The following is a 25,446-nucleotide window of genomic DNA, read 5'->3' on the forward strand; positions in this document are numbered from 1 at the left end:
ATGGTTACTGCGGTGCTGGGGTGGGCCACGGGGCATGGTTTAGCCGCGTGGCGTGGTCGGGTGCGCCATGCGGGACCGGTCGGTCACGCAGTGGGGAGCATCAAACTCTCTAGTATAGGGGCGATTCGGGTCCGCCATGCACGGCGGAGGCCCCCTCCAGGCGCCCGGCCGCCGCCGGCTCGAAGTGGTGCAGCTCTTCCAGCCCGGGCAGCAGGGGGGAGATCATCGGCAGGTCGGCCACGCTGCCGATGCCCAGCCGTTCCAGGAAATGAGTGGTGGTCCGGTACAGGACCGCCCCGGTTTCCGGCTCGGTTCCGGCCTCTTCCAGCAGGCCACGCTGGGTCAGCGTGCGCACTACCGAGTCGACGTTGACGCCGCGGATGGCCGCGATCCGCGCCCGCGACACCGGCTGCCGGTAGGCGACTACCGCCAGCGTCTCCAGGGCCGCCTGGGTCAGCCGGGCCGTCTGCCCGTCCCGCACGAAGCGCGCCACAATGGGAGCAAAGTCACTCCGGGAGAAGACGCGCCAGCCGCCGGCGACCTCCCGCAGCTCAAATCCGCGCGGGGCGCCGGAGCCGGCGCCGTCGTACTCGTCGCGGAGCCCGCGCAGCAGGTCCTCCACCCGCTCGACCGGCAACTCCAGCACCGCCGCCAGCCGGGTGGCGGGCACGGGTTCGTCCACCACCATCAGGACCGCTTCCAGGGCAGCCGCGGCGCCTCCGGACAGTCCGGCGTCCCCGGGGGCCCGGGTGGCCGCTTGCGTCTGGACGTTCACTGTTCCTCCTCGGATACCCGGTCTTTGCCTTCCGGCCCTTCGGATCCGGGGCCGGCGTCGTACCCGGCGCCGTATTCTTCGTGGACGGCGTCCGGGGTCCAGCCGCGCTCCTCCGCGGTCCAGCGCACCACCAACTCGCCCAGCGGTGCCGCCTGGTCGAAGGCGACCGCGCGGTCGCGGAACATCTCCAGCAGGGCCAGGAAGCGGGCCACGACCACCATCGGCGAGCCCGCGCCGGCGCACAGCGCGCGGAAGCTGTGCTCTCCCCCGCCGCGCAGCAGTCCGGCCAGGACCGCGGCCTGCTCGCGCACGCTCACCGGGGGCGCGTGCAGGTGGGCCAGCCCCACTTCGGTGGGTGCGGCCGGCCCGGGCGCCAGCACCCGGGCGGCCAGGGCGGCGAATTCCCCGGCCCCGGTGGACCAGATAAGCTCCGGCAGCAGGGCCGCGAACGCGGGCTCCAGCGGCACCCGGCGGGGGAAGCGCCGGTCTTCCTCGGCCAAGCGGGCGGCCAGGGTCCCGGCCGCCTCCTTGAACGCCTTGTACTGCAGCAGGCGCGCAAAAAGCAGGTCCCGGGCCTCCAGCAGGGCCACGTCCGATTCGTCCTCCACTTCGCCGGCCGGCAGCAGGCGCGCCGCCTTGAGGTCCAGCAGCGTGGAGGCCACCACCAGGAACCCGGTGGCCTCGTCCAGGGCGCGCGCGCCCTCGCGGTCCCGCAGCGTGCGGATGTAGGCGATGAACTCGTCGGTCACGGTCGCCAGGGACACCTCGGTGATGTCCAGGCGGTGCTTGGCGATCAGGCCCAACAGCAGGTCGAAGGGACCGGAGAAGTTCTCCAGGCGCACCTCGAAACCGCCGGAGCGGACCTCCGGGGTTCCGCCCGCCGGATGGGTCGGCCCGGCGGCCGGGGGGCGGGACGCCGGCCGGGACGGGTCCGGGTCCCCATGCCGGGCGGCCGGGCCGCCGGGCATCCCGCTCACTACGGGGCGCCGCCGCGGCTGATCAGTTCCCGGGCGAGGTTGCGGTAGGCCTCGGCCCCGGGGTGGGTGGCGGCGTAGGTGGTGATCGGTTCGGCTGCCACGGTGGCGTCGGCGAACTTGATGGTGCGCTTAATGACGGTTTCGAAGACCTTGTCCCCGAACGCCTCCAGCAGCCGGCCCAGCACCTCGCGGCTGTGCAGCGTGCGGGCGTCGTACATGGTGGCCAGCACGCCGTCCACCTCCAGGCGCGGGTTGATCCGGTCCTGGACCTTCTCGATGGTTTCCACCAGCAGCGCCACCGCGCGCAGCGCGAAGAACTCGGCGATCAGCGGGATGATCACCCCGTGCGCGGCGGTGAGCGCGTTGACGGTCAGCAGGCCCAGTGAGGGCTGGCAGTCGATGAGAATGACGTCGTAGTCGTCGGAGACCCTGCGCAGGGCCCGGTCGAGGACCTGTTCGCGGGCGACCTCGTTGACCAGCTGCACTTCGGCGGCCGAGAGGTCGATATTCGCCGGCAGCAGGTCGATGTTTTCGATGCCCGTGGCCTGGATCGCCTCGCGGATGTCCACCTTGCGGTCCATGAGCACGTTGTAGACGGTCAGGTCCAGCTCGTGCGGGTTGGCGCCGAAACCGGCGCTGAGGGCACCCTGGGGATCGAAGTCCACCAGCAGGACCTTGCGTCCGTACTCGGCCAGCGCGGCAGCCAGGTTGATGGTGGAGGTCGTCTTGCCGACCCCGCCCTTCTGGTTGACCATCGCGATCACGCGGGCCGGGCCGTGGGAGGCCAGCGGTGCCGGTACGGGGAACTCCGTCAGCGGACGGCCGGTCGGTCCGACTGCGGGCGGTTCTTTCATCAGGCCCGCCAGGCGGCCGATTGATGCCTGTTCATCGCTCACGGTGTGAACCACGCTTCCGCTCCTTGCTAGCGACATGTCTTTAGCCTCTAGGCTAGCGTGCACCGGGGCCGCCCCGTGCACGGGGGCGTGTCGGCGAGCCTTTACCTTGAAGCTGAGGTAGAGGGATGGACCGGAGACGCTGCCCGTCCTCCGGCATGCCAGGCCTGTCCGCGCCGGGCGCGGGAACGGCCCAGGCCCCCGGCGAAAGGGCCGGGGGCCTGGGCTGGGGTGCGGCGGTCGGGACCGGGCCGCGAACCGTTCGGCGGGAAGCGCGTTAGTGCGCGTCCGCCGTCAGGGACTCCTCGTCGAAGGGCCGGGAGCCGGAGAGCGCGGCACGGGACTGCTCCAGGTCGATCTCCTTGGTCCACTTGCCGATCAGCAGGGTGGCGACGGCGTTGCCGGTGAAGTTGGTCAGCGCGCGGGCCTCGGACATGAACTTGTCGATGCCCACGATCACGCCCATGCCCTCCAGCAGCTCGGGACGGTGCGCCTGCAGCCCCGCCGCCAGCGTGGCCAGGCCGGCGCCGGTGACGCCCGCGGCGCCCTTGGAGGCGATGATCATGAAGGCCAGGAGGCCGATCTGCTCGCCCAGGTTCATCGGGATGCCCATCGCCGTGGAGACGAACAGCGCCGCCATGGTCAGGTAGATCGCGGTGCCGTCCAGGTTGAAGGAGTAGCCGGTGGGCACCGTGATGCCGACGACCGGCTTGGACACGCCGGCGTGCTCCATCTTGGCGATCAGCCGCGGCAGCGCGGACTCGGAGGAGGACGTGGAGAAGATCAGCAGGTACTCGCGGCCCAGGTACTTCAGCAGGCTGAAGATGTTCAGGCCGGTGACCACGCGCAGGAGCGTGCCGAGCACCACCACGATGAACAGCGCGCAGGTGACATAGAAGGCGGTCATCAGGACCATCATGGAACCGATGGCGGCCCAGCCGGTGGCGCCGACGACAGCGGCGATGGCACCGAAGGCGCCCAGTGGGGCGACCCACATGATCATCATCATGATGCGGAAGACCACGGCCTGGATGTTGCGGATCGCACCCAGGACCGGCTCGCCGGCCTTGCCCATGGACTGCAGGGCAAAGCCCACCAGCAGCGCCAGGACCAGCGTCGGGAGCACCGGAAGGTCGCCCGGGATCAGCTCAAGCAGGAACTTGACGGTCGGGTTCTCCGACCCGGAGCTGGAGGCCTCGTACGGCTTCAGCTGCAGCCCCGAGCCCGGGTGGATGATGTTGCCCACCACCAGGCCGATGGCCAGCGCGAAGGTGGACATGGTGATGAAGTACAGCAGGGCCAGGCCGCCGACCTTGCCCACCGTGGCGGCCTTGGCGATGGAGCCGACGCCGAGCACGATGGTGCAGAAAATGACCGGGGCGATGATCATCTTGATCAGGGAGACAAACCCGGTGCCGAGCGGCTTCAGGGCCTTGCCCAGGTCGGGGAAGACCAGGCCGACGATGGCGCCGAGGACCACGGAACCGATGACCAGGATGTAGAGCCAGTGGGTCCGGTCGGTCTTCTTCTTCGGTTTTTCGTGGGGGGCCTCCGGCTGGCGGGGGGCCTCGTCGAGCAGGGTTGGCGGCTTTGCCATGGGAGCTCCTTGGGGGCGGGGGGGATTGCATCCATCGTGGGCCCCGAAGTGACACCGCTCACGCTTGCGTTCATATTGTTCATGCAAGTCATGGTTTTCTTTAACCCGTGGACAGGATCGGAACAGCGCGCAGCCCCAAGGCTGCACGGGCCTTGGGCCCCAACAGCCTTGCCGCCCAGCTGTTCCTCTGGCAGCTGGTGCTGATCACCGCGGTGGCCACCGCCGTCGGGGTGGCCAGCTACCGCCACGCGGAGCATCAGGTGCGCTCCGACGTCGAGGTCCGGGTCTCCGGCATGGCGGCCCTGCTGGCCCGCGACCCGTTCGTGGTCGATGCTGTGGCGCAGCGGGACCCCTCGGCCCTGCTGCAGCCCTTCGCCCAGGAGATCGTCACCGTGGCCAAGGTGGACTTCGTGACCTTCATGGACACCGACCGCACCCGCTACAGCCACCCGGACCCCGCCCAAGTCGGCAGGGCCTACATCGGCTCGGTCGACGAGGCGCTGGCCGGACGGATGCACGTCGAGGAATACACCGGCGCCCTGGGCCCCTCGGTGCGGGCCATCGCACCCATCCGGGACCGGACCGGGACGGTGCAGGCCATGGTCGCAGTGGGGCTGACGCTGGAGTCGGTGAACATCGCGCAGGCGGCCGCGCTCCCGGCGATCGCCGGAATAGCCGCCGCAGCCGTGGCGCTGGGAGGACTCGCGGCCTGGGTGCTCAGCAGCTACCTGCGCCGCGTCACCGCCGGCTATGGCCCGGCCGAACTGCGCCGGCTCTTCACCTACTACGACTCGGCCCTGCATTCGCTGCGCGAAGGCCTGGTGCTGCTGGATGACAGCCGCCGGCTGGTCCTCTATAACGACCACGCCGCGGCACTGCTTGGCCTGGAACCGGGCGGGCCGGCTGCACCGGTGCCGGTCGCCGAACTCGGCCTGCCCGGTTCACTGGCCGCGCTGCTCACGGAGGGCCGTGAGGCCGTCGACGAGGTGTTCCTGGCCGGCGACCGCCTGCTGGTGGTCAGCCAGCGCGCCACCGCCGCGCTCCGCGGCAGTGGCGCACACGGGTCGGTGGTGACGCTTCGTGACCACACCGAGCTGCGCAGCCTCTCCGACCGGCTGCACGGATTGCGCACGCTGGTGCAGGCACTGCGCGCGCAGACGCACGAGCATGCCAACCGCATGCACGCCATCGCCTCGCTGCTGGAATTGGGCCGCACCGCCGACGCACTCGAGTTCGCCACACGCGACCTGCACGAGTCCCAGCGGATGACGGACCGGTTCGTCCAGGCCATCGACGAGCCCTTCCTGGCCTCCCTGCTGGTGGGCAAGGCCGCGCAGGCCCACGAACGCGGCGTGGAACTGGTCATCAGCGGCGCCGGGACGCTGCCGCCGGGGGCGATCCAGGCCCTGGACCTGGTCACCGTGGTCGGCAACCTGGTGGACAACGCCATCGATGCGGCAGCCGGGGCCGAGCCCGCCCGGGTATGGGTGGACCTGGTGGTGGACGAGGCTGAGGCGGTGCTGACGGTCGCCGATTCGGGCCCCGGCCTGCCCACGCTGGACCTGGACCAGCTCATGCGGCTCGGATCCACCACCAAGGCCACCGGCGAGGCGGGCGGGCGCGGATACGGCTTGGCCCTGGTGCGGCGCACGCTGGCGGCCGGGGGCGGGACCCTGACCGCGGAGAACGACGGCGGGGCCGTCTTCACCGCGGTCCTGCCGCTGCGCCGGCAGGGACCGGGCGCCCCCGCCCCGCGCCCGGCCGCGGACGGAGGGAAGGCGCCGTGACGGCCGCACACGACATCCGCGTCCTGGTGGTGGACGACGAGCAGATTGCCGCCGAGGCGCACGCGAGTTACGTGCGCCGCCTCGAAGGCTTCACGCTGGCCGGAGCCGCCCGCAGCACCCGGGCGGCGCTGGAGGCGCTCCAGGCGGCCCAGGCCGCCGGCGAGCCGGTGCAGCTGGTCCTGCTGGACATGAACCTCACCGACGGGCACGGACTGGACCTGCTCCGCCGCATCCGCGGACTGGGCCTGATGCCGGACATCATTGCCATCACCGCGGTGCGCGAGCTGAGCATTGTCCGCTCCGCGATCGCACTGGGCGTGACCCAATACCTGGTCAAGCCGTTCACGTTCGCCGCCTTCCGCGACAAGCTGGAGGGCTACCGGGCGTACCGCCAGGCCCTCGGCGGAGGGGACGCGGCCGCCAGCGCGACCGCGGTCGACCAGGAGGCGATCGACGCTGCACTGGCCACTTTACGTCCGTCCGGCCCGATGCCCCTGCCCAAGGGGCTGCTGCCGGAAACGCTCCGGGCCGTCGCCACGTTCCTGCGCGCGGCGCCGACGCCGGTGAGCGCGACCGAGGTCGCCGAGGCCCTGCAAATGAGCCGGGTCACGGCCCGCCGCTACCTGGAGCACCTGGCTGCCCAGGGCCGGGCCCGGAAAGATCCCCGCCACGGCACGCGGGGGCGTCCCGAGCTCGAGTACCGCTGGGAGGGCTAGCGGGACTTAGGGCCGCTCAGGCGTTCCCGCCGGGGCGCAGCAGCGGCAGCAGGGCTTCGATGACGGAGGCGTCCTCGATCGTGGAGGGCACCGAGTACTCCTTGCCGTCGGCGATCTGGCGCATGGTCTTGCGCAGGATTTTCCCGGAACGGATCTTGGGCAGGGCCTCGACCACCCGCACCTCGCGGAAGTCGGCCACGGGGCCGATCTGCTCGCGGACCAGGGCCACCAGTTCGGCCCGCAACCGCTCCCCGGCGATGCCTGCCCCCTGCTTGAGCACCACGTAGCCGCTGGGCCGCTGGCCCTTGAGACTGTCGGCGACGCCGATAACCGCGCACTCGGCCACCGCCGGATGGGATGCGAGCACCTGTTCCATAGCCCCGGTGGACAGGCGGTGGCCCGAGACGTTGATGACATCGTCCGTGCGGCCCATCACGAACAGGTACCCGTCCCCGTCCACGTACCCGGAATCGCCCGTGGCGTAGTAGCCCGGGAACTGGGTGAGGTACGAGTCGATGTAGCGGGCGTCGTTGCCCCACAGCGTCGCCAGCGTCCCGGGCGGCAGTGGCAGCTTGATGGCGATGTTGCCCTCCTCCCCGGCCGGGACGGGGTGGCCCAGCGCATCCAGGATTTCCACCGCGTACCCGGGCACCGGCACCGTTGGCGAACCGGCCTTGCGCAGCAGTTCCTGGAGCCCCAGGGGGTTGGCCGCGATCGGCCAGCCGGTCTCCGTCTGCCACCAGTTGTCCACCACGGGGACACCGAGCGCGCGCCCGGCCCAGTAATAGGTTTCAGGGTCCAGCCGCTCCCCCGCCACGAACAGCGCGCGCAGCGTGGAGGTGTCGTACCCGGCCAGCAGGGCCGCTTCGGGATCGGCCTTGCGGATGGCGCGCAGCGCCGTGGGGGCCGTGAACAGGACGTCGACGCGGTGCTCCTGCACCAGCCGCCAGAACGCGCCGGCGTCGGGCGTTCCCACCAGTTTGCCCTCGTAGAGGACGGTCGTGGCTCCGGCCAGCAGCGGGGCGTAGACGATGTAGGAGTGCCCCGCCACCCAGCCGACGTCGGAGGCGGTGAGCATGGTGTCCCCGGGGCGGACTCCGTAGATGTTCTCCATGGACCAGGCCAGTGCCACGGCGTAGCCGCCGGTGTCGCGCACCACGCCCTTGGGGGACCCGGTGGTGCCGGAGGTGTAGAGGATGTACAGGGGGTCGGTGGCGGCGCGCTCCACCGGGCCGTCCGGTTCGGCGGCCGCGGCCAGCGTGTCCCAGTCGTGCCAGCGCGGCGGGTTTCCGGCGTACGCCTCCAGGTCGTGCGCGAAGCCCTCGCGGCGCGCCACGACGACGTGCGGAACCTGGTGCACCGCCAGCTCGAGGGCCTCGGCGACGGCGGGCAGGTACTCGACGCGGCGGCTGGGTTCGATTCCCCCCGGTGGCCGTGGCGATGGCCGCGGGCGTCGCGTCGTCGATGCGCGCTGCCAGTTCGCGCGGCGCGAAGCCGCCGAAGACCACCGAGTGCACCGCCCCGATCCGGGCGCAGGCCAGCATAGCGACCACGGCGCGCGGGATCATTGGCAGGTACATCACCACGCGGTCACCCTTGCCCACCCCCACCCCGGCCAGGGCGCCGGCGAACGCCTCCACCTCGGCCAGCAGTTCGGCGTAGGTGTACCGGCGGCGCAGCCCCAGCACGGCGGAGTCGTAGACCAGGGCGGTCGCGCCGCCGCGGCCGGCGGCCACGTGGCGGTCCAGCGCGTTCACGCTCATGTTCAGTGTTCCGTCCGGGAACCACCGGTAGAGCGGAGCGCGCGTGTCGTCCAGGGCCTGCCGCGGGGGCCGCACCCAACCGATCCGGTTAGCGGCCTTGAGCCATAACGACGCCGGGTCCTGGCGGCTTGCCTCGTAGGCGGCTTGGTACGTGGCTGGCATCGCGGGCTCCCTGTGTGCTGGTGGCTGGTTGCTGGCGGCTTGTTGCTGGGGGGCACGAGATGCTCCGCCCCTCCCCGACGATATGGTGCGCGCCACAGCAGCACAAAGTTTTGTATACAGAGGTGCGTCCACTCTGGGGGTTTCTGCACTTATCACCCGGAAAACCCTGCATTTTGGACAGAACCTGTATACACTGATGGCATGAGGGCAAGTGACAAGGCTTACACGGAGCTGCGCAGGGACATCGTGGAATGGAAGCTTCCGCCGGGCACCGTGCTCGGAGAAGTGGAGCAGGCCGAACGCCTCGGGGTCTCCCGCACCCCGCTGCGCGAGGCACTGGCCCGGCTCTCCGCCGACGGGCTGGCCGTGCAGCAGCGCGGCCGCGGCGCCGTCGTCTCCGACGTCTCCCTCGACCACCTCGACAACCTCTTCGAGCTGCGCCGCGCCCTCGAGGTCGAATCCTCCCGGCTTGCGGCCCGCTCCGAACACCGCGAAGGCTTCGCCAGGCTCGCCCAACGCTTCACCGAGGCGGCCGACGCGCTCGGCGGCGGGGACGCCGGGGCCGCACTCGAGCCGTACTACCGCCTGGCCGGGGAGCTCGACGAGGCCATCGACCAGGCCGTCGACAACCCGTACATCGAGCAGGCCCTGCGCGGGCTGCGCACACACCTGGCCCGCGTGCGCCGGCTGGCGCAGGACGCCCCTGACCGGCTGCGGGCCTCGGCCTTCGAGCACGCGGCCATTGCCGGCGCCATCGCGGCCGGCGACTCCGAACTCGCGGCGGCGGCGACGCTGCTGCACCTGAGCCACAGCCTGGACCACATCAAAACCCACGCAGGATCCTGAGAGGACACCACATGATCACCCACTCCGTGCGCGTTTACCGAAGCGAGGAAAACCTGCCCCGCGAGGAGCAGTTGGCCCACAAGATCGCGGTGGTCGCCGCCGACCCGGTGGAGGTGGCCCCGGAAGTCGCCGAGATGATCATCAACCGCGTCATCGACAACGCGTCGGTCGCGGTCGCCTCGCTTACCCGCGCGCCGATCGTCTCCGCCCGCGCCCAGGCGCTGGCCCATGCGCCCTCGAGCGGCGGGAGCGGTGCCTGCGTGTTCGGCATCGGGGAGAAGGTCTCCCCCGAGTGGGCCGCCTGGGCCAACGGCGTGGCCGTGCGGGAACTGGACTACCACGACACGTTCCTGGCCGCGGAGTATTCCCACCCCGGGGACAACATCCCGCCCATCCTCGCCGTCGCCCAGCACACCGGCGCCTCCGGCCGGGACCTGGTCCGCGGCATCGCCACCGGCTATGAGATCCAGGTGGACCTGGCGAAGGCCATCTGCCTGCACAAGCACAAGATCGACCACGTCGCGCACCTGGGCCCGTCCGCGGCCGCAGGCATCGGAACCCTGCTGGGGCTGGATGTCGAAACCATCTTCCAGGCGGTCGGCCAGGGCCTGCACACCACCACGGCCACGCGCCAGTCCCGCAAGGGCGAAATCTCCACGTGGAAGGCCCACGCTCCCGCGTTCGCCGGCAAGATGGCCGTCGAGGCCGCCGACCGCGCCATGCGCGGGCAGACCTCCCCGGTGCCCATCTATGAGGGTGAAGACGGCGTCATCGCCTGGCTGCTCGATGGCCCGGACGCCCATTACGAGGTTCCGCTGCCGGCCCCCGGCGAGGCCAAGCGGGCCATCCTGGACACCTACACCAAGGAGCACTCCGCCGAGTACCAGGCCCAGGCCTGGATCGACCTGGCCCGCAAGCTGCACCACGCGCACCCGGAGCTGGCCGACCCGAAGAACGTGGCCAGGATCCTGATCAAGACCAGCCACCACACCCACTACGTGATCGGCTCCGGCGCCAACGACCCGCAGAAGTATGACCCGCTGGCCTCCCGCGAGACCCTGGACCACTCGATCCCGTACATCTTCGCCGTCGCCCTGCAGGACGGGCGCTGGCACCACGTGGACTCCTACTCCCCCGAGCGGGCTTCCCGCCCCGACACGGTGGAGCTGTGGCACAAGGTGAGCACCGAGGAAGACCCGGAGTGGACCCGCCGCTACCACTCGCTGGACATCTCGGAGAAGGCCTTCGGCGGCTCGGTGGAAATCACCCTGGCCGGCGGCGGCACCATCGTCGATGAGATCGCCGTCGCCGACGCCCACCCGCTCGGTGCCCGGCCCTTTGCCCGAGAACAATACATCAACAAGTTCCGCACCCTGGCCCAGGGACTGGTGGAGGCGGACGAGATCGACCGCTTCATCGCCGCCGCGGAGAACCTCGAGAAACTGGGCGCCGGCGAACTGGACCAGCTCAACGTCAAGGCCGCCCCGGGCGTGGTTGGCCTGGCGGCGGCGCCAAAGGGGCTGTTCTAGATGCTGTACTCCCACACCACCCCCGAGGCCAAGCGCCGGACCTTGCGCGAACTGCTGGTCCCGGGCACCGCCCGGCAGTTCCCGGGCGCGTTCAACCCGCTCTCGGCCCGGCTGATCCAAGAGAAGGGCTTCGACGGGGTCTACATCTCCGGGGCCGTCCTGGCCAACGACCTGGGCCTGCCGGACATCGGCCTGACCACCCTGACCGAGGTCGCCACCCGCGCCGGACAGATCGCGCGGATGAGCGACCTGCCGGCGATCGTGGATGCCGATACCGGCTTCGGCGAGCCGATGAACGTCGCACGCACCGTCCAGGAACTGGAAAACGCCGGCCTGGCCGGATGCCACATCGAGGACCAGTTCAACCCCAAGCGCTGCGGACACCTGGACGGCAAGAACGTGGTGGACCTGGACACCATGGCCAAGCGCATCGCCGCCGCCGCGGATGCCCGCCGCGACCCGAACTTCCTCATCATGGCGCGCACCGACGTGCGCGCCGTCGAGGGCCTGGATGCGGCCATCGAGCGGGCCAAGGCCCTGGTCGACGCCGGAGCGGACGCGATCTTCCCGGAGGCCATGAAGGACCTCTCCGAGTTCGAGGCCGTGTGCCGGGCCGTCAACGTTCCGGTGCTGGCCAACATGACCGAATTCGGCAAAAGCGAACTGTTCACCCGGGCCCAGCTCGCCGACGCCGGCGTGGCAATCGTGATCTACCCGGTCACCCTGCTGCGCAGCGCCATGGGCGCCGCCGAACGCGTGCTGGACGCCCTGGCGCACGAGGGTACCCAGGAATCCGGCGTGGACGCGATGCTCACCCGGGCCCGGCTGTACGAACTGGTCGACTACGAGGCCTACAACCGCTTCGACGCCGGCATCTTCAACTTCCAGGTTCCCGGCCTGGATATCGGAAGCAACAACGCCGCCCTTTAGACGCCTCACAAGGAGAGCTGTGCCATGAATGCCATGAACGAAACCGTGGAGATCCACAAGGGCCTGGCCGGCGTCGTCGCCGACTATACCGCCATCTCGAAGGTCAACCCGGACACCAACTCGCTGCTCTACCGGGGCTATCCGGTGCAGGAGCTGGCCGCCGGCAGGAGCTTCGAGGAGGTCGCCCTGCTGCTCTGGACCGGCGAACTGCCCACCCCAGCGGAGCTGGAGGAGTTCACCCGGCTGGAGCGGTCCCACCGCGCGCTGGACCCGAAGGTTCGGGCCGCGATCGACCTGCTGCCCGCCACCTGCCACCCGATGGACGTCGGGCGCACCGCGGTCTCCGTCCTGGGCGCCAACGACCCGCGGGCCGAGGACTCCTCCCCCGAGGCGGAACTCACCAAGGCCAAGCAGCTCTTCGCCGCCTTCCCCGCCGTCGTCGCCTACGACCAGCGCCGCCGGCGCGGGCAGGAACCGGTCCCGGCACGCACGGACCTGGACTACGCGCAGAACTTCCTCTGGATGACCTTCGGCGAGGAGTTCCCCGAGGACGTCGTGGACGCGTTCCGGATCTCGATGGTGCTGTACGCGGAGCATTCCTTCAACGCCTCCACTTTCACCGCCCGCGTGGTCACCTCCACGCTCTCGGACCTGCATTCGGCCGTGACCGCGGCGATCGGGGCACTCAAGGGCCCGCTGCACGGGGGCGCGAACGAGGCCGTGATGCACACCTTCGAGGAGATCGGCATCCACCCGGACGAGCCCCGCGAGCAGGCCGCGGCCCGCGCCAGGGCCTGGATGGAAGACGCGCTGGCCCAGAAGAAGAAGGTCATGGGCTTCGGCCACCGCGTCTACAAGCACGGGGATTCCCGGGTGCCGACCATGAAGGCCGCGCTGGACCGGATGGTGGACCACTACGGCCGGCACGACCTCATGGGCCTCTACGACGGGCTGGAACAGGCCATGGACGAGGCCAAGGCCATCAAGCCCAACCTCGACTACCCCGCCGGCCCGACCTACCACCTGATGGGCTTCGACACGGACATGTTCACGCCCATCTTCATCGCCGCCCGCATCACCGGCTGGACCGCGCACATCATGGAACAGCGCGCCTCCAACTCGCTGATCCGCCCCCTGTCCGCCTACAACGGTCCCGGGGAACGCCACCTCTGAGCCGGCGCTGCGCTTTTCGGCGCCGCGCTTTTGGGCACCGCGCTTTTGGGCACCGCGCCGCTCGCCTCAGTCAGGCCAGCGGCTCGGTGCCGAACGCGGCGACGGACTCATTGTCCGGGGCCAGCAGCACGGTCGCGGAGAAGCGCTCCCCCGCGAGCAGCCGCGGCAGCCACAGCACCGAGTCCTCCCACATGCGCGCGAACGGCAGGTCCGCAACCGGGCACCACACCGGGGCGATCTCGGCGGACTCGGCGGCCTCGCCTTTGGCCGTGCGGGCCAGGAACACGGTGCAGTCCATGTCGGATTCGGGACTGGCGGGGAAACGGAAGGCCACCGTGCCGGCGCGCTCCAGGTCCTCCGGGACGGTCACCAGGCCGGTCTCCTCGGCCAGTTCGCGCACGGCGGCCTGCGCCGCCGATTCGCCCGGCTCCACCTTGCCGCCGACGCCGACCGTCTTGCCGCGCCCAAAGCCGGTCTTCTTCACTCCAAGGAGCACCTCCGGCCCGCCGACTCCAGCGCGCAGCACGAAGCAGAGCACGACGGCGGTGGGCCCGGCGCCGCTCTCCGCGGCGTCCGCGGAGGTACGCTCAGGCACCGGTGCCCACCCGGCCGCGCCCCCTGCGGGCCCGCCTCATGCGATCGCCCGGGGATGGGTGGCAGCGTAGATCTCGCGCAGCGTGTCCGCAGTGACCAGGGTGTACACCTGGGTGGTGGTGACGGAGGCGTGGCCCAGCAGTTCCTGGACCACACGCACGTCCGCGCCACCCTCGATCAGGTGGGTGGCGAATGAATGACGCAGGGTGTGCGGGGAGACGTCCTTATTGATGCCGGCGCGGTCGGCGGCGGCCTTGAGCACGGTCCAGGCGGACTGGCGGCTGAGCCGGCCGCCTCGGATATTCAGGAACAGCGCCGGAGTTCCCTTGCCCTTGGCCGCCAGGCCGGGGCGGCCACGCACCAGGTATGACTCCAGGGCGGCGGCGGCGTAGGAGCCCAAGGGCACGATCCGCTCCTTGGACCCCTTGCCGAACAGGCGCACCACGGCGGGCCCGTCGGCGGGCCGGTCCAGGTGCAGGTCGTCCACGTCCAGGCCGATCGCCTCGCTGATGCGCGCGCCCGTGGCGTAGAGGAACTCCAGCAGGGCGCGGTCGCGCTGTCCCGCCTCCGTCTCGGTGGGCACGGATTCGAGGATGGCCGTGACCTCGGCAATGCTGATGGCCTTGGGCAGCCGCTTGCCCGGGGAGGGCGGATGCAGGTCGGCGGCCGGGTTGTCGTCCGTGGTGCCCTCCAGCGCCCAGAACCGGTGCAGGCCGCGCACGGCCACGATGCATCGTGCTGCGGAACGGGCGCTCAGCGGGGAGCCGCCGTCGGAGCCCTCCCGGACCGCCTGGGCGAAGCCGGTCAGGTGCCGGTGGTGGACGTCGGCGGCGGCACCGACGCCGGCGGACTCCAGGTAGGCCGCGTAGCGCAGCAGGTCCCGGCGGTAGGCGGCAACGGTGTTGCGGGCCATGCCGCGCTCAACGGCCAGGTGCTGGAGGTAGGCCTCCATCTGGCGTCCGGCCCGGGTGGAGGCCAACTCCGGACGCGGCGGTGCCGGCTGCTTGGGCGGGGTTGGCTGCTTAATCTGGTTCGGGGGGTGCGCCGGCCCGAGCGGAGTGACCGGGGCGGTGCCGGGCCCGGAAACGGCCGGCACCAGGCGCGGGATCACCTTGGTGGGCTGGATCCCGCTCACGGGCCGGTGCCCGGATCGCCCGCAAGGCTGCCGGCCCCGCGGCCTGACGGCACCCCGCGCAGGCGGGGATGGGCTTCCCAGGGGGCATCGGAGGGACGCAGCCCCGCGTAGCCGGTGCGGGAGGCCGCGGCGCAGGCCAGCAGGCCGGCCACCGCGGAAGGGTTGTGGATGCGTCCGTCAAGGACCGCGGCGACGGCTTCGTCAAGCGGAACCCACGCGGTGTCCATGTCCGCCTCCTCGTCCGTGCGCTCGTGGCGCGCGTGCTCGGGGACCTCGCTGACTCCGCGGGCCAGGAAGATCCGGATCGCCTCGCTGGAGGATCCCGGAGAATTGAACATGTCCACGAGGACCTGCCACGATTCGGCGGCAAGGTCCGCCTCCTCGGCCAGCTCGCGGGCGGCCGCCAGCTGCGGAGCCTCGTCCTGGACATCGAGCAGCCCCGCCGGAATCTCCCACAGGGTCATGCCCACCGGATGCCGGTACTGGTTGATCAGCAGCACCCGCTCCTGCTCGTCCAGCACGACGACGGCCACCGCTCCGGGGTGGTCGATGTAGTCGCGCACCAGCGGGGAACAGCCCGCGGCATATTCGAACGTGTCCTGGCGGACGTCCCAGATGCGTCCGGCATAGACCGTCTCGGAAGACAGCAGGCGGCGCGGGCTGAGCGCGTCGGCCAGCCCGTCGCCGCCTGCCTGGGCCACAGCTACCGCCCGGCCTTCTGGTGCTCAAGGGCCGCCTTGACCAGGCCCGCGAACAGCGGATGCGGGCGGGTCGGGCGGGAGCTGAGCTCCGGGTGTGCCTGCGTGGAGACGTAGTACGGGTGCACGTCCCTGGGCAGTTCGACGAACTCGACCAGCTGGCCGTCAGGCGAGGTGCCGGAGAAGACCAGGCCGGCCTCGGACAGCTGGGCCCGGTAGGCGTTGTTGACCTCGTAGCGGTGGCGGTGGCGCTCGGAGACCGCCGTCTTGCCGTAGGTCTGCGCCACGACGGAGTCCTGGAGCAGGGTGGCCGGGTACAGGCCCAGGCGCATGGTGCCGCCCAGGTCGCCCTTGCCTCCGACGATGTCGACCTGCTCGGCCATGGTCGCGATAACGGGGTGTTCGGTGTCCGGCTCGAACTCGGTGGAGGACGCATCCTCCAGCCCCAGAACGTCGCGGGCGTACTCGATCACCATGGACTGCAGGCCCAGGCACAGGCCCAGCGTCGGCAGCTTGTGCTCGCGGGCGAACTTCAGCGCGCCCAGCTTGCCCTCAAGGCCGCGGATGCCGAAGCCGCCGGGGACGCAGATCGCGTCGACGCCGGCCAGGGCCGCCGCGGCGCCCTCCTCGGTGTCGCAGTCGTCCGAGGGGACCCAGCGGATGGCGACCTTCGCCTGGTTCGCGAAGCCTCCGGCGCGCAGCGCCTCGGTCACGGAGAGATAGGCGTCCGGAAGGTCGATGTACTTGCCAACCAGGGCGATCTCGACGTTGTGCTTGGGGTTGTGGACGACCTCGAGCAGCTTGTGCCACTCGGTCCAGTTGACGTCCTTGAATTTCAGCCCCAGCGACTGGACGATGTAGGCGTCCAGCCCCTGCTCGTGGATGGTGACGGGAATGTCGTAGATGCTCGGGGCGTCGGCGCAGTTGACCACGGCCTCGGGCTCGACGTCGCAGGTGCGGCCGATCTTGGCCCGCATCTCCTGGGGGATCTCGCGGTCGGAGCGGATCACCAGGGCGTCCGGCTGGATGCCGATCGAACGCAGCGCGGCCACGGAGTGCTGGGTCGGCTTGGTCTTCAGCTCCTGGGAGGGGCCGATGTACGGAACCAGGGAGACGTGGACGAAGAACACGTTGTTGCGGCCGATGTCCTGGCGGACCTGGCGGGCCGCCTCAAGGAACGGCTGGGACTCGATGTCGCCGACCGTGCCGCCGATTTCGGTGATGATCACGTCCGGGGCCTTCTTGGCCTCGGACGGCAGGCGCATGCGGCGCTTGATTTCATCCGTGATGTGCGGGATGACCTGCACGGTGTCGCCCAGGTAGTCGCCGCGGCGCTCCTTTTCGATGACCGTGGAGTACACCTGGCCGGTGGTCACGTTGGCCGAACCGTCCAGGTTCTCGTCGAGGAACCGCTCATAGTGGCCGATATCCAGGTCGGTTTCCGCACCGTCGTCGGTGACGAACACCTCGCCGTGCTGGAAGGGATTCATGGTCCCGGGATCGACGTTCAGGTAGGGGTCGAGCTTCTGCATCGTGACCGAGAGGCCGCGGGCCCGAAGCAGGTGACCGAGGCTCGAAGCCGTCAGCCCCTTGCCCAGGGACGAGGCCACGCCACCGGTGACGAAGATCTGCTTGGTTGATTCAATACGGGAAAGATTACGCTGCACCACGGAATTCGAGCCTATCATCTTTTCGCCGGGGACATGGATGGGGCAACTCTACCGCCCGGCCCGAAGGGTGTCTGCCGGGGCAGCCCCGTCCCGGGCCCTCAGCCCATGGCGGCAACGGCCGCCTGCGCGTCGGCGAGCAGCTCCTCCGCATGCGCCTGGGCGGTTCCGGAATCCTCCTGGCCCGCCAGCATCCGGGCCAGTTCGCGGACCCGGTCCGGGCCCTCGAGCAGCACGACGTCGCTGGCGGTGAACCCGGCGGCCGCGTTCGAGTTTTTGATCACACGCACGTGCCGGTCGGCATAGGCGGCCACCTGCGGCAGGTGCGTCACCACGATCACCTGGACGTGCCGGGCCAGCATCGCCAGTCGGCGTCCGATCTCCACCGCGGCCTTCCCGCCGACCCCGGCGTCCACCTCGTCGAAGACGAACGTCGGAACCGGGTCGACCTCGGCCAGGACCACCTCGATGGCCAGCATGACGCGGGAGAGTTCACCGCCGGAGGCTCCCTTGCCCAGCGGCCGCGGGACGCTGCCGGCATGAGGCTGCAGCATCATCGAGACAGCGTCCCGGCCGTGGCGGGTGAGTTCCTCCCCCGGCTGCACCTCGACGACGAACCGGGCATCGGGCATCGCCAGGGCCGCCAGTTCGGCGCTGACCCGGGCGGAGAGGCTTGCTGCCGCCTGGGTGCGCAGGGCGGTGATCCGGCCCGCGCGCCGGTCCAGCTCCCCCGCGAGCGCCTGCTCCTCGGCGGTGAGGGCCTCGATGCGCCCGGAGTCGTCCTGCAGTTCGTCCAGCCGGGCGCGATTCCTCCCGGCCCATTCGATGACCTCGTCGATGCCGGGCGCGTACTTGCGGATGAGCCGGTTCAGGTCCGCGCGGCGGGCCTCCACCTCGGCCAGGCGTTCGGGGCCCTCTGAGTCCAGGGAAGCGGCGTAGCCGGCGAGGTCGGTGGAAATGTCGGCGAGCAGGTATCCGACCTCGGCCAGCCGTGCGGCCAGCGCGGCGAGCTCGGGATCATCGCCCTGCACCTGCTCCAGCGTCCGCTTGGCCGCGTCCACGAGCGTGACGGCGTCCCCGCCTTCGCTGTAGTCCTCCGCGACCAGGGCTGAATGGGCGAGCAGCGCCGCGGTGCGCAGCCCCTCAACGTTGGCCAGCTTTAGGGCCTCCGCCTTGAGCGCTTCATCCTCGCCCGGCTGGGGGTCGACGGCGTCAATCTCCTCGAGGGCGACCTGCAGGGCCTCGGCCTCGCGCAGGCGCTCCCGCGACTGGGAAGTCAGTTCCTCCAGCGTCGAGCGGACCTGGCGCCAGCGCCCGTAGGTGTCCGCGTAGCCGGCCAGCTCCCCGGCCAGTTCGGGGCCGCCGAACTTGTCCAGCGAGCCGCGCTGGGCCGCGGCGCTCTTCAGCCGCAACTGGTCCGTCTGGCCGTGCACGGCCACCAGGTCTTCGCCGAGTTCGGCCAGCACCCCCACCGGTGTCGAGCGGCCCCCCACGGCAGCCCGGCTGCGGCCCTCCGCGCTCAGGACACGGGCGATAATCAGTTCGGTGCCGTCGTCGTATTCCTCCACCAGCGCGCCGGCCTCCTCGGCGCGCTCCAGGGCCCGGCTGCCATGGGGCAGTCGCAGGGTCGCCTCGGCAACGGCCTGCGACGCGCCGTGGCGCACGGCGCCGGCATCGGCGCGGTGGCCCAGCAGCAGGCCGAGGGCCGTGATCACCATCGTCTTGCCCGCTCCGGTCTCGCCGGTGACCACGCTGAGGCCAGGCCCCAGCGGCAGGGTGGCCTGGCTGATGACGCCCAGGTCGCTGATGCGGATCTCTTCGATCACGGGTGCTCCCTTTCCGGCCGCGGGGCGTAGTGCCGCGGCTCGATGACCTGGAGGGGGCCGGGGACGGCCGGCAGCGCGGTCGTTTCCGTCTCGCGGTCCTTCGCCGGCACGGGCCCGCGCCAGCCCTTGGTCGGCAGTTCGAACTTGCGCACCAGGCGTTCGCTGAACGGGGTGCGGTTCACCCGGGCCAGCCGCACGGGACGGTCGGACCGGGTCACCTCCACCCGTGAGCCGGGCGGCAAATCGACGGTGCGCCGGCCGTCGCACCAGAGCACGGCCTGCGCGTCGGTGCGTGTCAGCAACTCCAGCGCCATCACGGAGGTCGGGGCGATCACCAGCGGCTTGGCGAACAGCGCGTGCGCGCTGATCGGCACCATGATCAGGGCCTCCACCTCGGGCCACACCACCGGTCCGCCGGCGGAGAACGCATAGGCGGTGGAGCCGGTGGGGGTGGCCATGACCATGCCGTCGCAGCCGAAGGTGCTGATGGGGAGCCCGTCGACCTCCATGACCACCTCGATCATGCGTTCCCGGTTGGCCTTCTCGACGGCGGCCTCGTTGAGCGCCCAGGTGCGGGCGATGCGGCGCTTGCCCAGCCACACCTGGACGTCGATGGCCATCCGCTCCTCGACCGTGTACTCGCGGTTGACCACCCAGTCGACGGTCTGGGCCAGGTCAGCGTGCTCGCTTTCGGCGAGGAAGCCCACGTGGCCGAGGTTCACGCCCAGCAGCGGGACATTGGAGTTGCGCACCAGTTCCGCCGAACGCAGCACGGTGCCGTCCCCACCCAGGACCATGCCCAGGTCGATGCTCTCGAGGCTGGTGTCCTCGTCGAGGATCTCCACCTCCAAAGATTCTCCGGCGACGGTGTTGCGCAGGTTCTGCAGCTCCAGCCGGCGCATGACCGGGATCAGGCCGGCGCTGCGCAGCCGCGTGCAGGTGTCCAACGCTGCCTGCAGCGAATCGGGCCGCCCCGTGTGCGCGAGGACCAGGATCCTTCTCATGCGTTCCTTCCGGTCGCCGGGCCGGTCCCGCGGATCAGGGCCGACCGTCTCAAGAATAGTCAACGGCCCCGACATCCGCGGCCGGCGCGTTCGCCGGGTCCGTTCCGGCCGGCCCCGGGGCAGCCGTCCCGGCAGGGCGGCGCAGCCAGAGGAAGAACTCCACGTTGCCGTCCTGGCCGGGCAGGGGGCTGCGGGCCAGGCCCGCCAGCTCCAGTCCGGCCGCGGCGGCGGCCGCCACCACCCCCTCGACGGCGCGGCGGCGCAGGCCGGGGTCGGTGACGACGCCGGTGCGGGCCAGATGGTCGCGGCCGACCTCGAACTGCGGCTTGACCATCAGCACCAGGTCCCCGCCGGGGCGGGTGGCTGCCGCGAGTGGAGCCACCACCAGCGTGAGGGAAATGAAGGAAAGGTCCGCAACCACCAGGTCCACGGGGCCGCCGATCACCGCGGGGTCCAGGTAACGGATGTTCATGCCCTCGTGCACGTCCACCCGGGGGTCGGCGCGCAGCTGCGGCACCAGTTGGCCGTGGCCGACGTCGACGGCCACGACGCGGTCCGCGCCCCGGCGCAGCAGGACATCGGTGAAACCGCCGGTGGAGGCGCCGGCGTCCAGGCAGCGCCGGCCGGAAACCACGACGGCGGCGAAGGCCTCCAGTGCGCCCGCGAGCTTGTGCCCGGCACGGCTGACGTACTCCTGTGCTGCGGCCGGAAGCACCTCCACCGCGGCATCGGCAGGAACATTCCGGGAGGCCTTGGCTGCCGTCGCGCCGTCAAGGCGCACCCGCCCCTCGGCAATCAGCGTTGCCGCGTGCGTGCGGGACCTGGCCAGTCCGCGGGCGACCAGTTCCTGGTCCAGCCGTGCCACTACGACTCCCCCGCCACTGCGTTCCGGCCGGTGGCGTTCACGCCGGCAGGGTTCCAAAGGCCCGTGCCGTCCCTGCCGTCGGCGTCGGCGTCGGCGTCGGCGTCGAGCGCCTGCAACAGGGCCTCGTGGAGGCCGTCGTAGACGTCAGCGTGGTCCTCCACCGACAGGTCGGCCAGGCCCTCGAGCACGGACAGCGCGGCGGAGGCGCTCCCCCCGCCTGCCCCGGAACCAGTCCCGGCGCCGGTCCGCAAGCCGGCCTCCGGCCGGGCAGTGGCTCCTGGCTTGTTCGGTGGTTCCGGGGTGTTCACGGGGCCTCCCTGGGTGTGGCGCTGCGGGGCTGCGGGTACGGGGTATGGGGCTGCGGGGCCCCGGCGGTGCCGGCGCGATGAATTGGGCGGGCAGGATGGATTGGGCGGGCAGGATGGATTGGGCGGGCAGGATGGATTGGGCGGGCAGGATGGATTGGGCGGGCAGGATGGACTGGGCGGTGACAGCGCCGGGACGCCGCCGCTCAGGGGCCGACGAAATCCAAGTGCGGGAGCCGGGCTGTCTCCGCGTGCGGGTGCGCGAGCCACCAGGCCGCACAGGCCGCGCGCCAGGCGTTCAGGTCGGTGCTGGCGCCCTCGACGGTGAGCGTGTCGCCGTCGGCCCGGGCGCGGGCACTGCCGCAGGCGACGCCCCCCGCCCCGTCCTCGTGGATTGCCGGATACGGCAGGTACAACTCGGTGAGGTCCGCGATCAGGAAATCGGGGCGGTCGGCGCGGTGTGCGGCAAGGATGCTTTCGGGGGTGTCGACACCGGTGAGAACGGCAGCGGTGCGGTAGCCGGCCGCGTTGCCGCCACGGATGTCGGTGTCCAGCCGATCACCGACCACCAGCGGGCGCGCGGCCCCCAGGCGCTCGGCCGCGCGGCGGAACAGCAGCGGCTCCGGTTTGCCGGCCACCTGCGGAAGGGCCTTGGACGCGGCAGCAACGGCGGCGACCAGGGAGCCGTTGCCCGGGGCCAGCCCTTCGGCGCGCGGAATGGTGAGGTCAGTGTTGGTGGCCACCCATACAGCGCCGGCGCTGATTGCGTAGGAGGCCTGGGCCAGGTCGGTCCAGGCGATGGAGGGGTCGAAGCCCTGGATGACGGCGTCCGGGTTATCCGCCGCGGAGGCGACCGGACGCAGCCCCTGGCGGGCCACCTGCTCCCGCAGGTAGGCGCTGCCGACCACCAGGACGCGCGCCCCGGGTTCGACGAGCCCGGCCAGCAGTTCGGCGCCGGCATCGGCGGAGCCGAACACCTGGCTCGCGGAGGCCGGGGCACCGAGCTCGCGCAGGTGTGCGGCGACGGCCTCGGGAGAGCGCGAGGCGTTGTTGGTGATGTATGCCAGCGAGACGCCGGCCGAGGCCAGGCGATCGAGGGAGCCCACCGCCCCCTCGATCGCCCCGGCGCCGGCGTAGACCACGCCGTCCAGGTCGGACAGGACGGCGTCGAAACCGGAGATCAGCATCGCTACGGTGGGCCTTTAGCGCTCGTCGGAGGTTGCGTCGATGGAAGTAGGATCCTGCTCGTCGGCACCAAAGGAACCGAAGTCCCCCTCCGGGTCCTCGTCGTCCTCGTCTTCCTCGTCGTCCTCGTCGAAGTCCGGATCCCCGGCGGACGAATCGTCGTCGTACTCTTCGTCCTCGTCGTCCTCGTCGTCGAAGGCGTCCTCGGAGTACCCTTCCCCGTCGACGCCGTCCGCGCTGTCGGGGCCTGCCCCCGCGGCTTCCGCCGACAGTCCGTCCTCGGCGTCGATGCCCTGCGGGGCATCCTCGCGGTCCAGGACGTCCTTGGCACGCGGCTTGCGGACCGGCTCTTCGTCGTCCTCGATGAGGTCGATGATGTCCGGCTCGGCGAACTCGCCCACACCGAGGGCGCTCTCGGCGACCGCCACCTGGCGGCGCCAGCGGTAGGCTTCCTCGTCGCGTCCGACGGCCTCAAGGGCGTCGGCGTAGGCGGCGAACAGGCGGGGGCTGAAGGAGAACGCGCGGTTGATGTCCAGCTGCGGGATTTCCAGCTCGGCGACGGCGGCCTCGAGGTTGCCAAGGTCCGTCTGGGCGCCGGAGGCGACGATGGCCATCTCCACCTGCCCGGGGATGTCCAGCGTCAGGGCCTCTTCGCTGTGCGCGGTCTCAAGGGCCTTTTCCGGGCGGCCCAAGCCACGCTCGCAGTCGGCCATCACCGGCAGGTGGATGTTGGACCCGCTGATGCGGCGGTGGGTGCGGAATTCGCGCAGCGCATCGGCATAGTGTCCGGCGGTGTAGGCGGTCAGGCCCACCGCCTCGCGGACCACGGCGACGCGGCCGCCGCGGCGGCTGGCAGCCAGGGCGTGCTCGTAGGCGAGCTCGGGATCCAGGTCGATGAGGCGGCCGGCCATGACCAGGTGCTTCGCCACCCACTCTCCGTTGCGCTCGTCGAGGTACTTCAGCTCCGCCTTGGTGATGCGGTCAAGTTCCTTGCCGGTCACATCGTCGTCGATTTCCGGGGACTTGGGGCGTTCCGGACGGTTGGAGCTGCGCAGGTCGGCCGCATTGTGCGGAGCGCGGTCGTCTTCGGTGCGCGGCCAGGATCCGGCCTCGTCGCGGCCACGCGGGGCGCGGGTCTCGCGGCGGTCGCCACCCTGGAATCCACCCTCACGACTGAAGCCGCCTTCACGGCGGTCCCCGCCCTTGAAGCCGCCCTCGCGGCGGTCTCCGCCCTTGAAGCCGCCCTCACGGTTGAAGCCACCTTCGCGGCGGTCGCCACCGCGGAATCCACCTTCGCGGCGGTCGCCACCCTGGAATCCACCCTCACGACTGAAGCCGCCTTCACGGCGGTCCCCGCCCTTGAAGCCGCCCTCGCGGCGGTCTCCGCCCTTGAAGCCGCCCTCACGGCTGAAGCCACCTTCGCGGCGGTCGCCACCGCGGAATCCACCTTCGCGGCGGTCGCCGCCCTTGAAGCCGCCCTCACGGCTGAAGCCACCTTCACGGCGGTCCCCGCCCTTGAAGCCGCCCTCACGGTTGAAGCCACCTTCGCGGCGGTCGCCACCGCGGAAACCACCTTCACGGCGCTCCCCGCTCTGGAAACCGCCTTCGCGGCGGTCGCCACCGCGGAAACCACCTTCGCGGCGGTCGCCGCCGCGGAAGCCGCCCTCACGGCGGTCTCCGCCCTTGAAGCCGCCCTCGCGGCGGTCGCCACCGCGGAAGCCGCCCTCACGGCGCTCCCCGCCCTGGAAACCGCCCTCGCGGCGGTCGCCACCGCGGAAGCCGCCCTCACGGCGCTCCCCGCCCTGGAAACCGCCCTCGCGGCGGTCGCCACCGCGGAAACCACCTTCGCGGCGGTCTCCGCCCTTGAAGCCGCCCTCGCGGCGGTCGCCACCGCGGAAACCGCCCTCACGGCGCTCCCCGCCCTGGAAACCACCTTCGCGGCGGTCTCCGCCCTTGAAGCCACCTTCACGGTTGAAGCCACCCTCGCGGCGGTCGCCACCGCGGAATCCACCCTCACGGCGCTCCCCGCCCTTGAAGCCACCTTCGCGGTTAAAGCCACCCTCACGGCGGTCGCCACCGCGGAAGCCACCTTCACGGCGGTCGCTTCCGTAAGCACCACGGCCGCTCGACTGCTGCTTATTGTGGGCGCCGGAGCGCTGCTCGCGGGGATTCCTTTGATCTTCAGCCACTGTGGCCGTTCCTCTCTGCGGAACGTGTCCAGACGCTCCAGGTGGTGTTCAAAAACAACGCGGCACCGCTGGTACCGACAGAAAATGGACTCATCCAATATTAGACGAGCGAAAGCGAGCAGATTAGGGATTCGCTTGGGCGATCACTACAGCTGCTCTTAAACGTCAGGGCCCCGACTAGTTGGTCGGGGCCCTGCAAAGATTGTCCGGCGGTGTCCTACTCTCCCACACCCTCCCGGGTGCAGTACCATCGGCGCTGTGGGTCTTAGCTTCCGGGTTCGGGATGGGACCGGGCGTTTCCCCCACGCTGTGACCGCCGTAACCCTTTTTCGCTTCACCGAATCCCTGCGGATGCCTGGTGTGCGAAGCCTGTGATTACGAGTCATTCATGGACTCAATACGTCAATCATACATGACAATCAGGCCCTCCCTGACCAACTTCGTGCCCGGAGAGGCAGTCGGGGAGTGATCTCGGTTACTGCCGGTTAGGGAGCAGCTGACGCCTTCCCCTGCGGAGGCCCCGAAACCCGCAGCGCTTCTGCCAGCAGTCCGCCGGCGAATAAGCTGCCTTACCCCTGGTACCGGACCGAACGTGGTGCCGGCATGGGCAGCGGAGCAAACTGATCCGCAATACCCCGCTCCGGACATCCTGGGATCCGTGTTCCGGTGACGCCCCGGACCTGCCCGGTGCCTCGGGTGCCTCGGGTTGGGGGTGTTAAAGGGGGGAAGCCCCCGACGGTGTGGTCGGGGGCTTCCGTAATGGTTGTCCGGCGGTGTCCTACTCTCCCACACCCTCCCGGGTGCAGTACCATCGGCGCTGTGGGTCTTAG

The 25,446-nt window shown here is 70.7% G+C and carries 21 protein-coding genes, 1 rRNA gene and 1 pseudogene; 7 read left to right on the top strand and 16 right to left on the bottom strand.

Translation table 11 applies throughout. The annotated features are described in order from the left end of the window. Positions 1 to 109: 109 nt before the first annotated feature. The 4 genes from scpB to NCCP_RS13880 form a co-directional block, all read right to left on the bottom strand. Entirely contained in the window at positions 110 to 688 is a 579-nt protein-coding gene (scpB, locus tag NCCP_RS13865) for an SMC-Scp complex subunit ScpB (RefSeq protein ID WP_149957896.1), read from the bottom strand. A gap of 83 nt (positions 689 to 771) precedes the next feature. Beyond that, positions 772 to 1,743, bottom strand: coding sequence for a segregation and condensation protein A (locus NCCP_RS13870; RefSeq protein ID WP_149957897.1), 972 nt, complete (start codon positions 1,741 to 1,743; stop codon positions 772 to 774). Positions 1,744 to 1,751: 8 nt separating this feature from the next. Continuing rightward, a complete protein-coding gene (locus NCCP_RS13875) occupies positions 1,752 to 2,606 on the bottom strand; it encodes a ParA family protein (protein WP_149957898.1) in 855 nt (284 codons plus the stop codon). Between the two features lie 316 nt (positions 2,607 to 2,922). Further along, positions 2,923 to 4,242: a cation:dicarboxylate symporter family transporter gene (locus NCCP_RS13880; RefSeq protein ID WP_149957879.1), complete on the bottom strand. Its 1,320-nt coding sequence runs from the start codon at positions 4,240 to 4,242 to the stop codon at positions 2,923 to 2,925. 152 nt (positions 4,243 to 4,394) lie between these two features. On the opposite strand from NCCP_RS13880, the gene NCCP_RS13885 reads away from it, so the two are divergent. Together NCCP_RS13885 and NCCP_RS13890 are read left to right on the top strand one after the other, a co-directional pair. After that, positions 4,395 to 6,029 carry a sensor histidine kinase gene (locus NCCP_RS13885; protein ID WP_149957880.1) on the top strand — a complete coding sequence of 545 codons (1,635 nt, stop codon included), beginning with the start codon at positions 4,395 to 4,397 and terminating at the stop codon, positions 6,027 to 6,029. Beyond that, positions 6,026 to 6,745, top strand: coding sequence for a response regulator (locus NCCP_RS13890; RefSeq protein ID WP_149957881.1), 720 nt, complete (start codon positions 6,026 to 6,028; stop codon positions 6,743 to 6,745). The genes NCCP_RS13885 and NCCP_RS13890 overlap by 4 nt, the downstream gene beginning before the upstream one ends. Before the next feature lie 16 nt (positions 6,746 to 6,761). On the opposite strand, the pseudogene NCCP_RS13895 reads toward NCCP_RS13890, so the two are convergent. Next, positions 6,762 to 8,670, bottom strand: a pseudogene (locus tag NCCP_RS13895) (AMP-binding protein). A 201-nt stretch (positions 8,671 to 8,871) separates the two neighbouring features. Here NCCP_RS13895 and NCCP_RS13900 point away from each other — a divergent pair. Genes NCCP_RS13900 through NCCP_RS13915 form a run of 4 tightly spaced genes read left to right on the top strand, consistent with a single transcriptional unit; the run spans position 8,872 to position 13,148 of the window. Continuing rightward, positions 8,872 to 9,516, top strand: coding sequence for a GntR family transcriptional regulator (locus tag NCCP_RS13900; RefSeq protein ID WP_149957882.1), 645 nt, complete (start codon positions 8,872 to 8,874; stop codon positions 9,514 to 9,516). 11 nt (positions 9,517 to 9,527) lie between these two features. Beyond that, positions 9,528 to 11,045 (top strand): MmgE/PrpD family protein, encoded by a 1,518-nt coding sequence (locus NCCP_RS13905; protein WP_149957883.1) that lies wholly within the window; start codon positions 9,528 to 9,530, stop codon positions 11,043 to 11,045. After that, positions 11,046 to 11,975 carry a methylisocitrate lyase gene (gene prpB / locus NCCP_RS13910; RefSeq protein WP_149957884.1) on the top strand — a complete coding sequence of 310 codons (930 nt, stop codon included), beginning with the start codon at positions 11,046 to 11,048 and terminating at the stop codon, positions 11,973 to 11,975. It abuts the gene before it with no gap. 33 nt (positions 11,976 to 12,008) lie between these two features. Next, entirely contained in the window at positions 12,009 to 13,148 is a 1,140-nt protein-coding gene (locus NCCP_RS13915; RefSeq protein WP_149957899.1) for a bifunctional 2-methylcitrate synthase/citrate synthase, read from the top strand. A 70-nt stretch (positions 13,149 to 13,218) separates the two neighbouring features. On the opposite strand, the gene NCCP_RS13920 is transcribed toward NCCP_RS13915, so the two are convergent. From NCCP_RS13920 to NCCP_RS15345, 10 genes are all read right to left on the bottom strand, one after another. After that, positions 13,219 to 13,743 carry an 8-oxo-dGTP diphosphatase gene (locus NCCP_RS13920; RefSeq protein ID WP_149957885.1) on the bottom strand — a complete coding sequence of 175 codons (525 nt, stop codon included), beginning with the start codon at positions 13,741 to 13,743 and terminating at the stop codon, positions 13,219 to 13,221. Between the two features lie 36 nt (positions 13,744 to 13,779). Further along, positions 13,780 to 14,694: a site-specific tyrosine recombinase XerD gene (gene xerD, locus NCCP_RS13925; RefSeq protein ID WP_149957900.1), complete on the bottom strand. Its 915-nt coding sequence runs from the start codon at positions 14,692 to 14,694 to the stop codon at positions 13,780 to 13,782. Positions 14,695 to 14,873: 179 nt separating this feature from the next. Beyond that, positions 14,874 to 15,578, bottom strand: coding sequence for an NUDIX domain-containing protein (locus NCCP_RS13930; RefSeq protein ID WP_225873847.1), 705 nt, complete (start codon positions 15,576 to 15,578; stop codon positions 14,874 to 14,876). A gap of 2 nt (positions 15,579 to 15,580) precedes the next feature. Further along, positions 15,581 to 17,263, bottom strand: coding sequence for a CTP synthase (locus tag NCCP_RS13935; RefSeq protein WP_149957886.1), 1,683 nt, complete (start codon positions 17,261 to 17,263; stop codon positions 15,581 to 15,583). An 80-nt stretch (positions 17,264 to 17,343) separates the two neighbouring features. After that, complete coding sequence (recN, locus tag NCCP_RS13940; protein ID WP_149957887.1) at positions 17,344 to 19,068, bottom strand: DNA repair protein RecN; 1,725 nt, start codon at positions 19,066 to 19,068, stop codon at positions 17,344 to 17,346. Further along, the gene (locus tag NCCP_RS13945) at positions 19,065 to 20,072 is read right to left on the bottom strand and encodes an NAD kinase (protein ID WP_149957888.1); all 1,008 of its coding nucleotides are present in this window, start codon (positions 20,070 to 20,072) and stop codon (positions 19,065 to 19,067) included. The genes recN and NCCP_RS13945 overlap by 4 nt, the downstream gene beginning before the upstream one ends. Before the next feature lie 49 nt (positions 20,073 to 20,121). Continuing rightward, positions 20,122 to 20,937: a TlyA family RNA methyltransferase gene (locus tag NCCP_RS13950; RefSeq protein ID WP_149957889.1), complete on the bottom strand. Its 816-nt coding sequence runs from the start codon at positions 20,935 to 20,937 to the stop codon at positions 20,122 to 20,124. Continuing rightward, complete coding sequence (locus NCCP_RS13955) at positions 20,937 to 21,245, bottom strand: hypothetical protein (RefSeq protein ID WP_149957890.1); 309 nt, start codon at positions 21,243 to 21,245, stop codon at positions 20,937 to 20,939. The genes NCCP_RS13950 and NCCP_RS13955 overlap by 1 nt, the downstream gene beginning before the upstream one ends. Before the next feature lie 203 nt (positions 21,246 to 21,448). Continuing rightward, entirely contained in the window at positions 21,449 to 22,429 is a 981-nt protein-coding gene (locus NCCP_RS13960; RefSeq protein WP_149957891.1) for an HAD-IIA family hydrolase, read from the bottom strand. A 15-nt stretch (positions 22,430 to 22,444) separates the two neighbouring features. After that, on the bottom strand, positions 22,445 to 23,428 hold the full coding sequence (locus NCCP_RS15345) for a hypothetical protein (protein WP_225873850.1): 984 nt from the start codon (positions 23,426 to 23,428) through the stop codon (positions 22,445 to 22,447). A gap of 66 nt (positions 23,429 to 23,494) precedes the next feature. Between NCCP_RS15345 and NCCP_RS15485 the strand changes: the two genes are divergently transcribed. Next, positions 23,495 to 24,778 carry a hypothetical protein gene (locus NCCP_RS15485; protein WP_172627413.1) on the top strand — a complete coding sequence of 428 codons (1,284 nt, stop codon included), beginning with the start codon at positions 23,495 to 23,497 and terminating at the stop codon, positions 24,776 to 24,778. A 42-nt stretch (positions 24,779 to 24,820) separates the two neighbouring features. Here the strand turns inward: NCCP_RS15485 and rrf are convergent. Further along, positions 24,821 to 24,937, bottom strand: a 5S ribosomal RNA gene (gene rrf, locus NCCP_RS13970). Positions 24,938 to 25,446: the final 509 nt, after the last annotated feature.

It is taken from the genome of Zafaria cholistanensis (genome assembly GCF_008580665.1).
In the GTDB taxonomy this organism is placed as follows: domain Bacteria; phylum Actinomycetota; class Actinomycetes; order Actinomycetales; family Micrococcaceae; genus Zafaria; species Zafaria cholistanensis.

What these genes read in the sequence shown, in the direction of transcription:
- scpB (WP_149957896.1), bottom strand. Translation starts at nt 688, where the DNA reads ATGGTGGTGGACGAACCCGTGCCCGCCACCCGGCTGGCGGCGGTGCTG.
- NCCP_RS13915 (WP_149957899.1), top strand. Translation starts at nt 12,009, where the DNA reads ATGAACGAAACCGTGGAGATCCACAAGGGCCTGGCCGGCGTCGTCGCC.
- xerD (WP_149957900.1), bottom strand. Translation starts at nt 14,694, where the DNA reads ATGGAGGCCTACCTCCAGCACCTGGCCGTTGAGCGCGGCATGGCCCGC.
- prpB (WP_149957884.1), top strand. Translation starts at nt 11,046, where the DNA reads ATGCTGTACTCCCACACCACCCCCGAGGCCAAGCGCCGGACCTTGCGC.
- NCCP_RS13960 (WP_149957891.1), bottom strand. Translation starts at nt 22,429, where the DNA reads ATGCTGATCTCCGGTTTCGACGCCGTCCTGTCCGACCTGGACGGCGTG.
- NCCP_RS13945 (WP_149957888.1), bottom strand. Translation starts at nt 20,072, where the DNA reads ATGAGAAGGATCCTGGTCCTCGCGCACACGGGGCGGCCCGATTCGCTG.
- NCCP_RS13935 (WP_149957886.1), bottom strand. Translation starts at nt 17,263, where the DNA reads ATGATAGGCTCGAATTCCGTGGTGCAGCGTAATCTTTCCCGTATTGAA.
- NCCP_RS13900 (WP_149957882.1), top strand. Translation starts at nt 8,872, where the DNA reads ATGAGGGCAAGTGACAAGGCTTACACGGAGCTGCGCAGGGACATCGTG.
- NCCP_RS13875 (WP_149957898.1), bottom strand. Translation starts at nt 2,606, where the DNA reads ATGAAAGAACCGCCCGCAGTCGGACCGACCGGCCGTCCGCTGACGGAG.
- NCCP_RS13870 (WP_149957897.1), bottom strand. Translation starts at nt 1,743, where the DNA reads ATGCCCGGCGGCCCGGCCGCCCGGCATGGGGACCCGGACCCGTCCCGG.
- NCCP_RS13880 (WP_149957879.1), bottom strand. Translation starts at nt 4,242, where the DNA reads ATGGCAAAGCCGCCAACCCTGCTCGACGAGGCCCCCCGCCAGCCGGAG.
- NCCP_RS13905 (WP_149957883.1), top strand. Translation starts at nt 9,528, where the DNA reads ATGATCACCCACTCCGTGCGCGTTTACCGAAGCGAGGAAAACCTGCCC.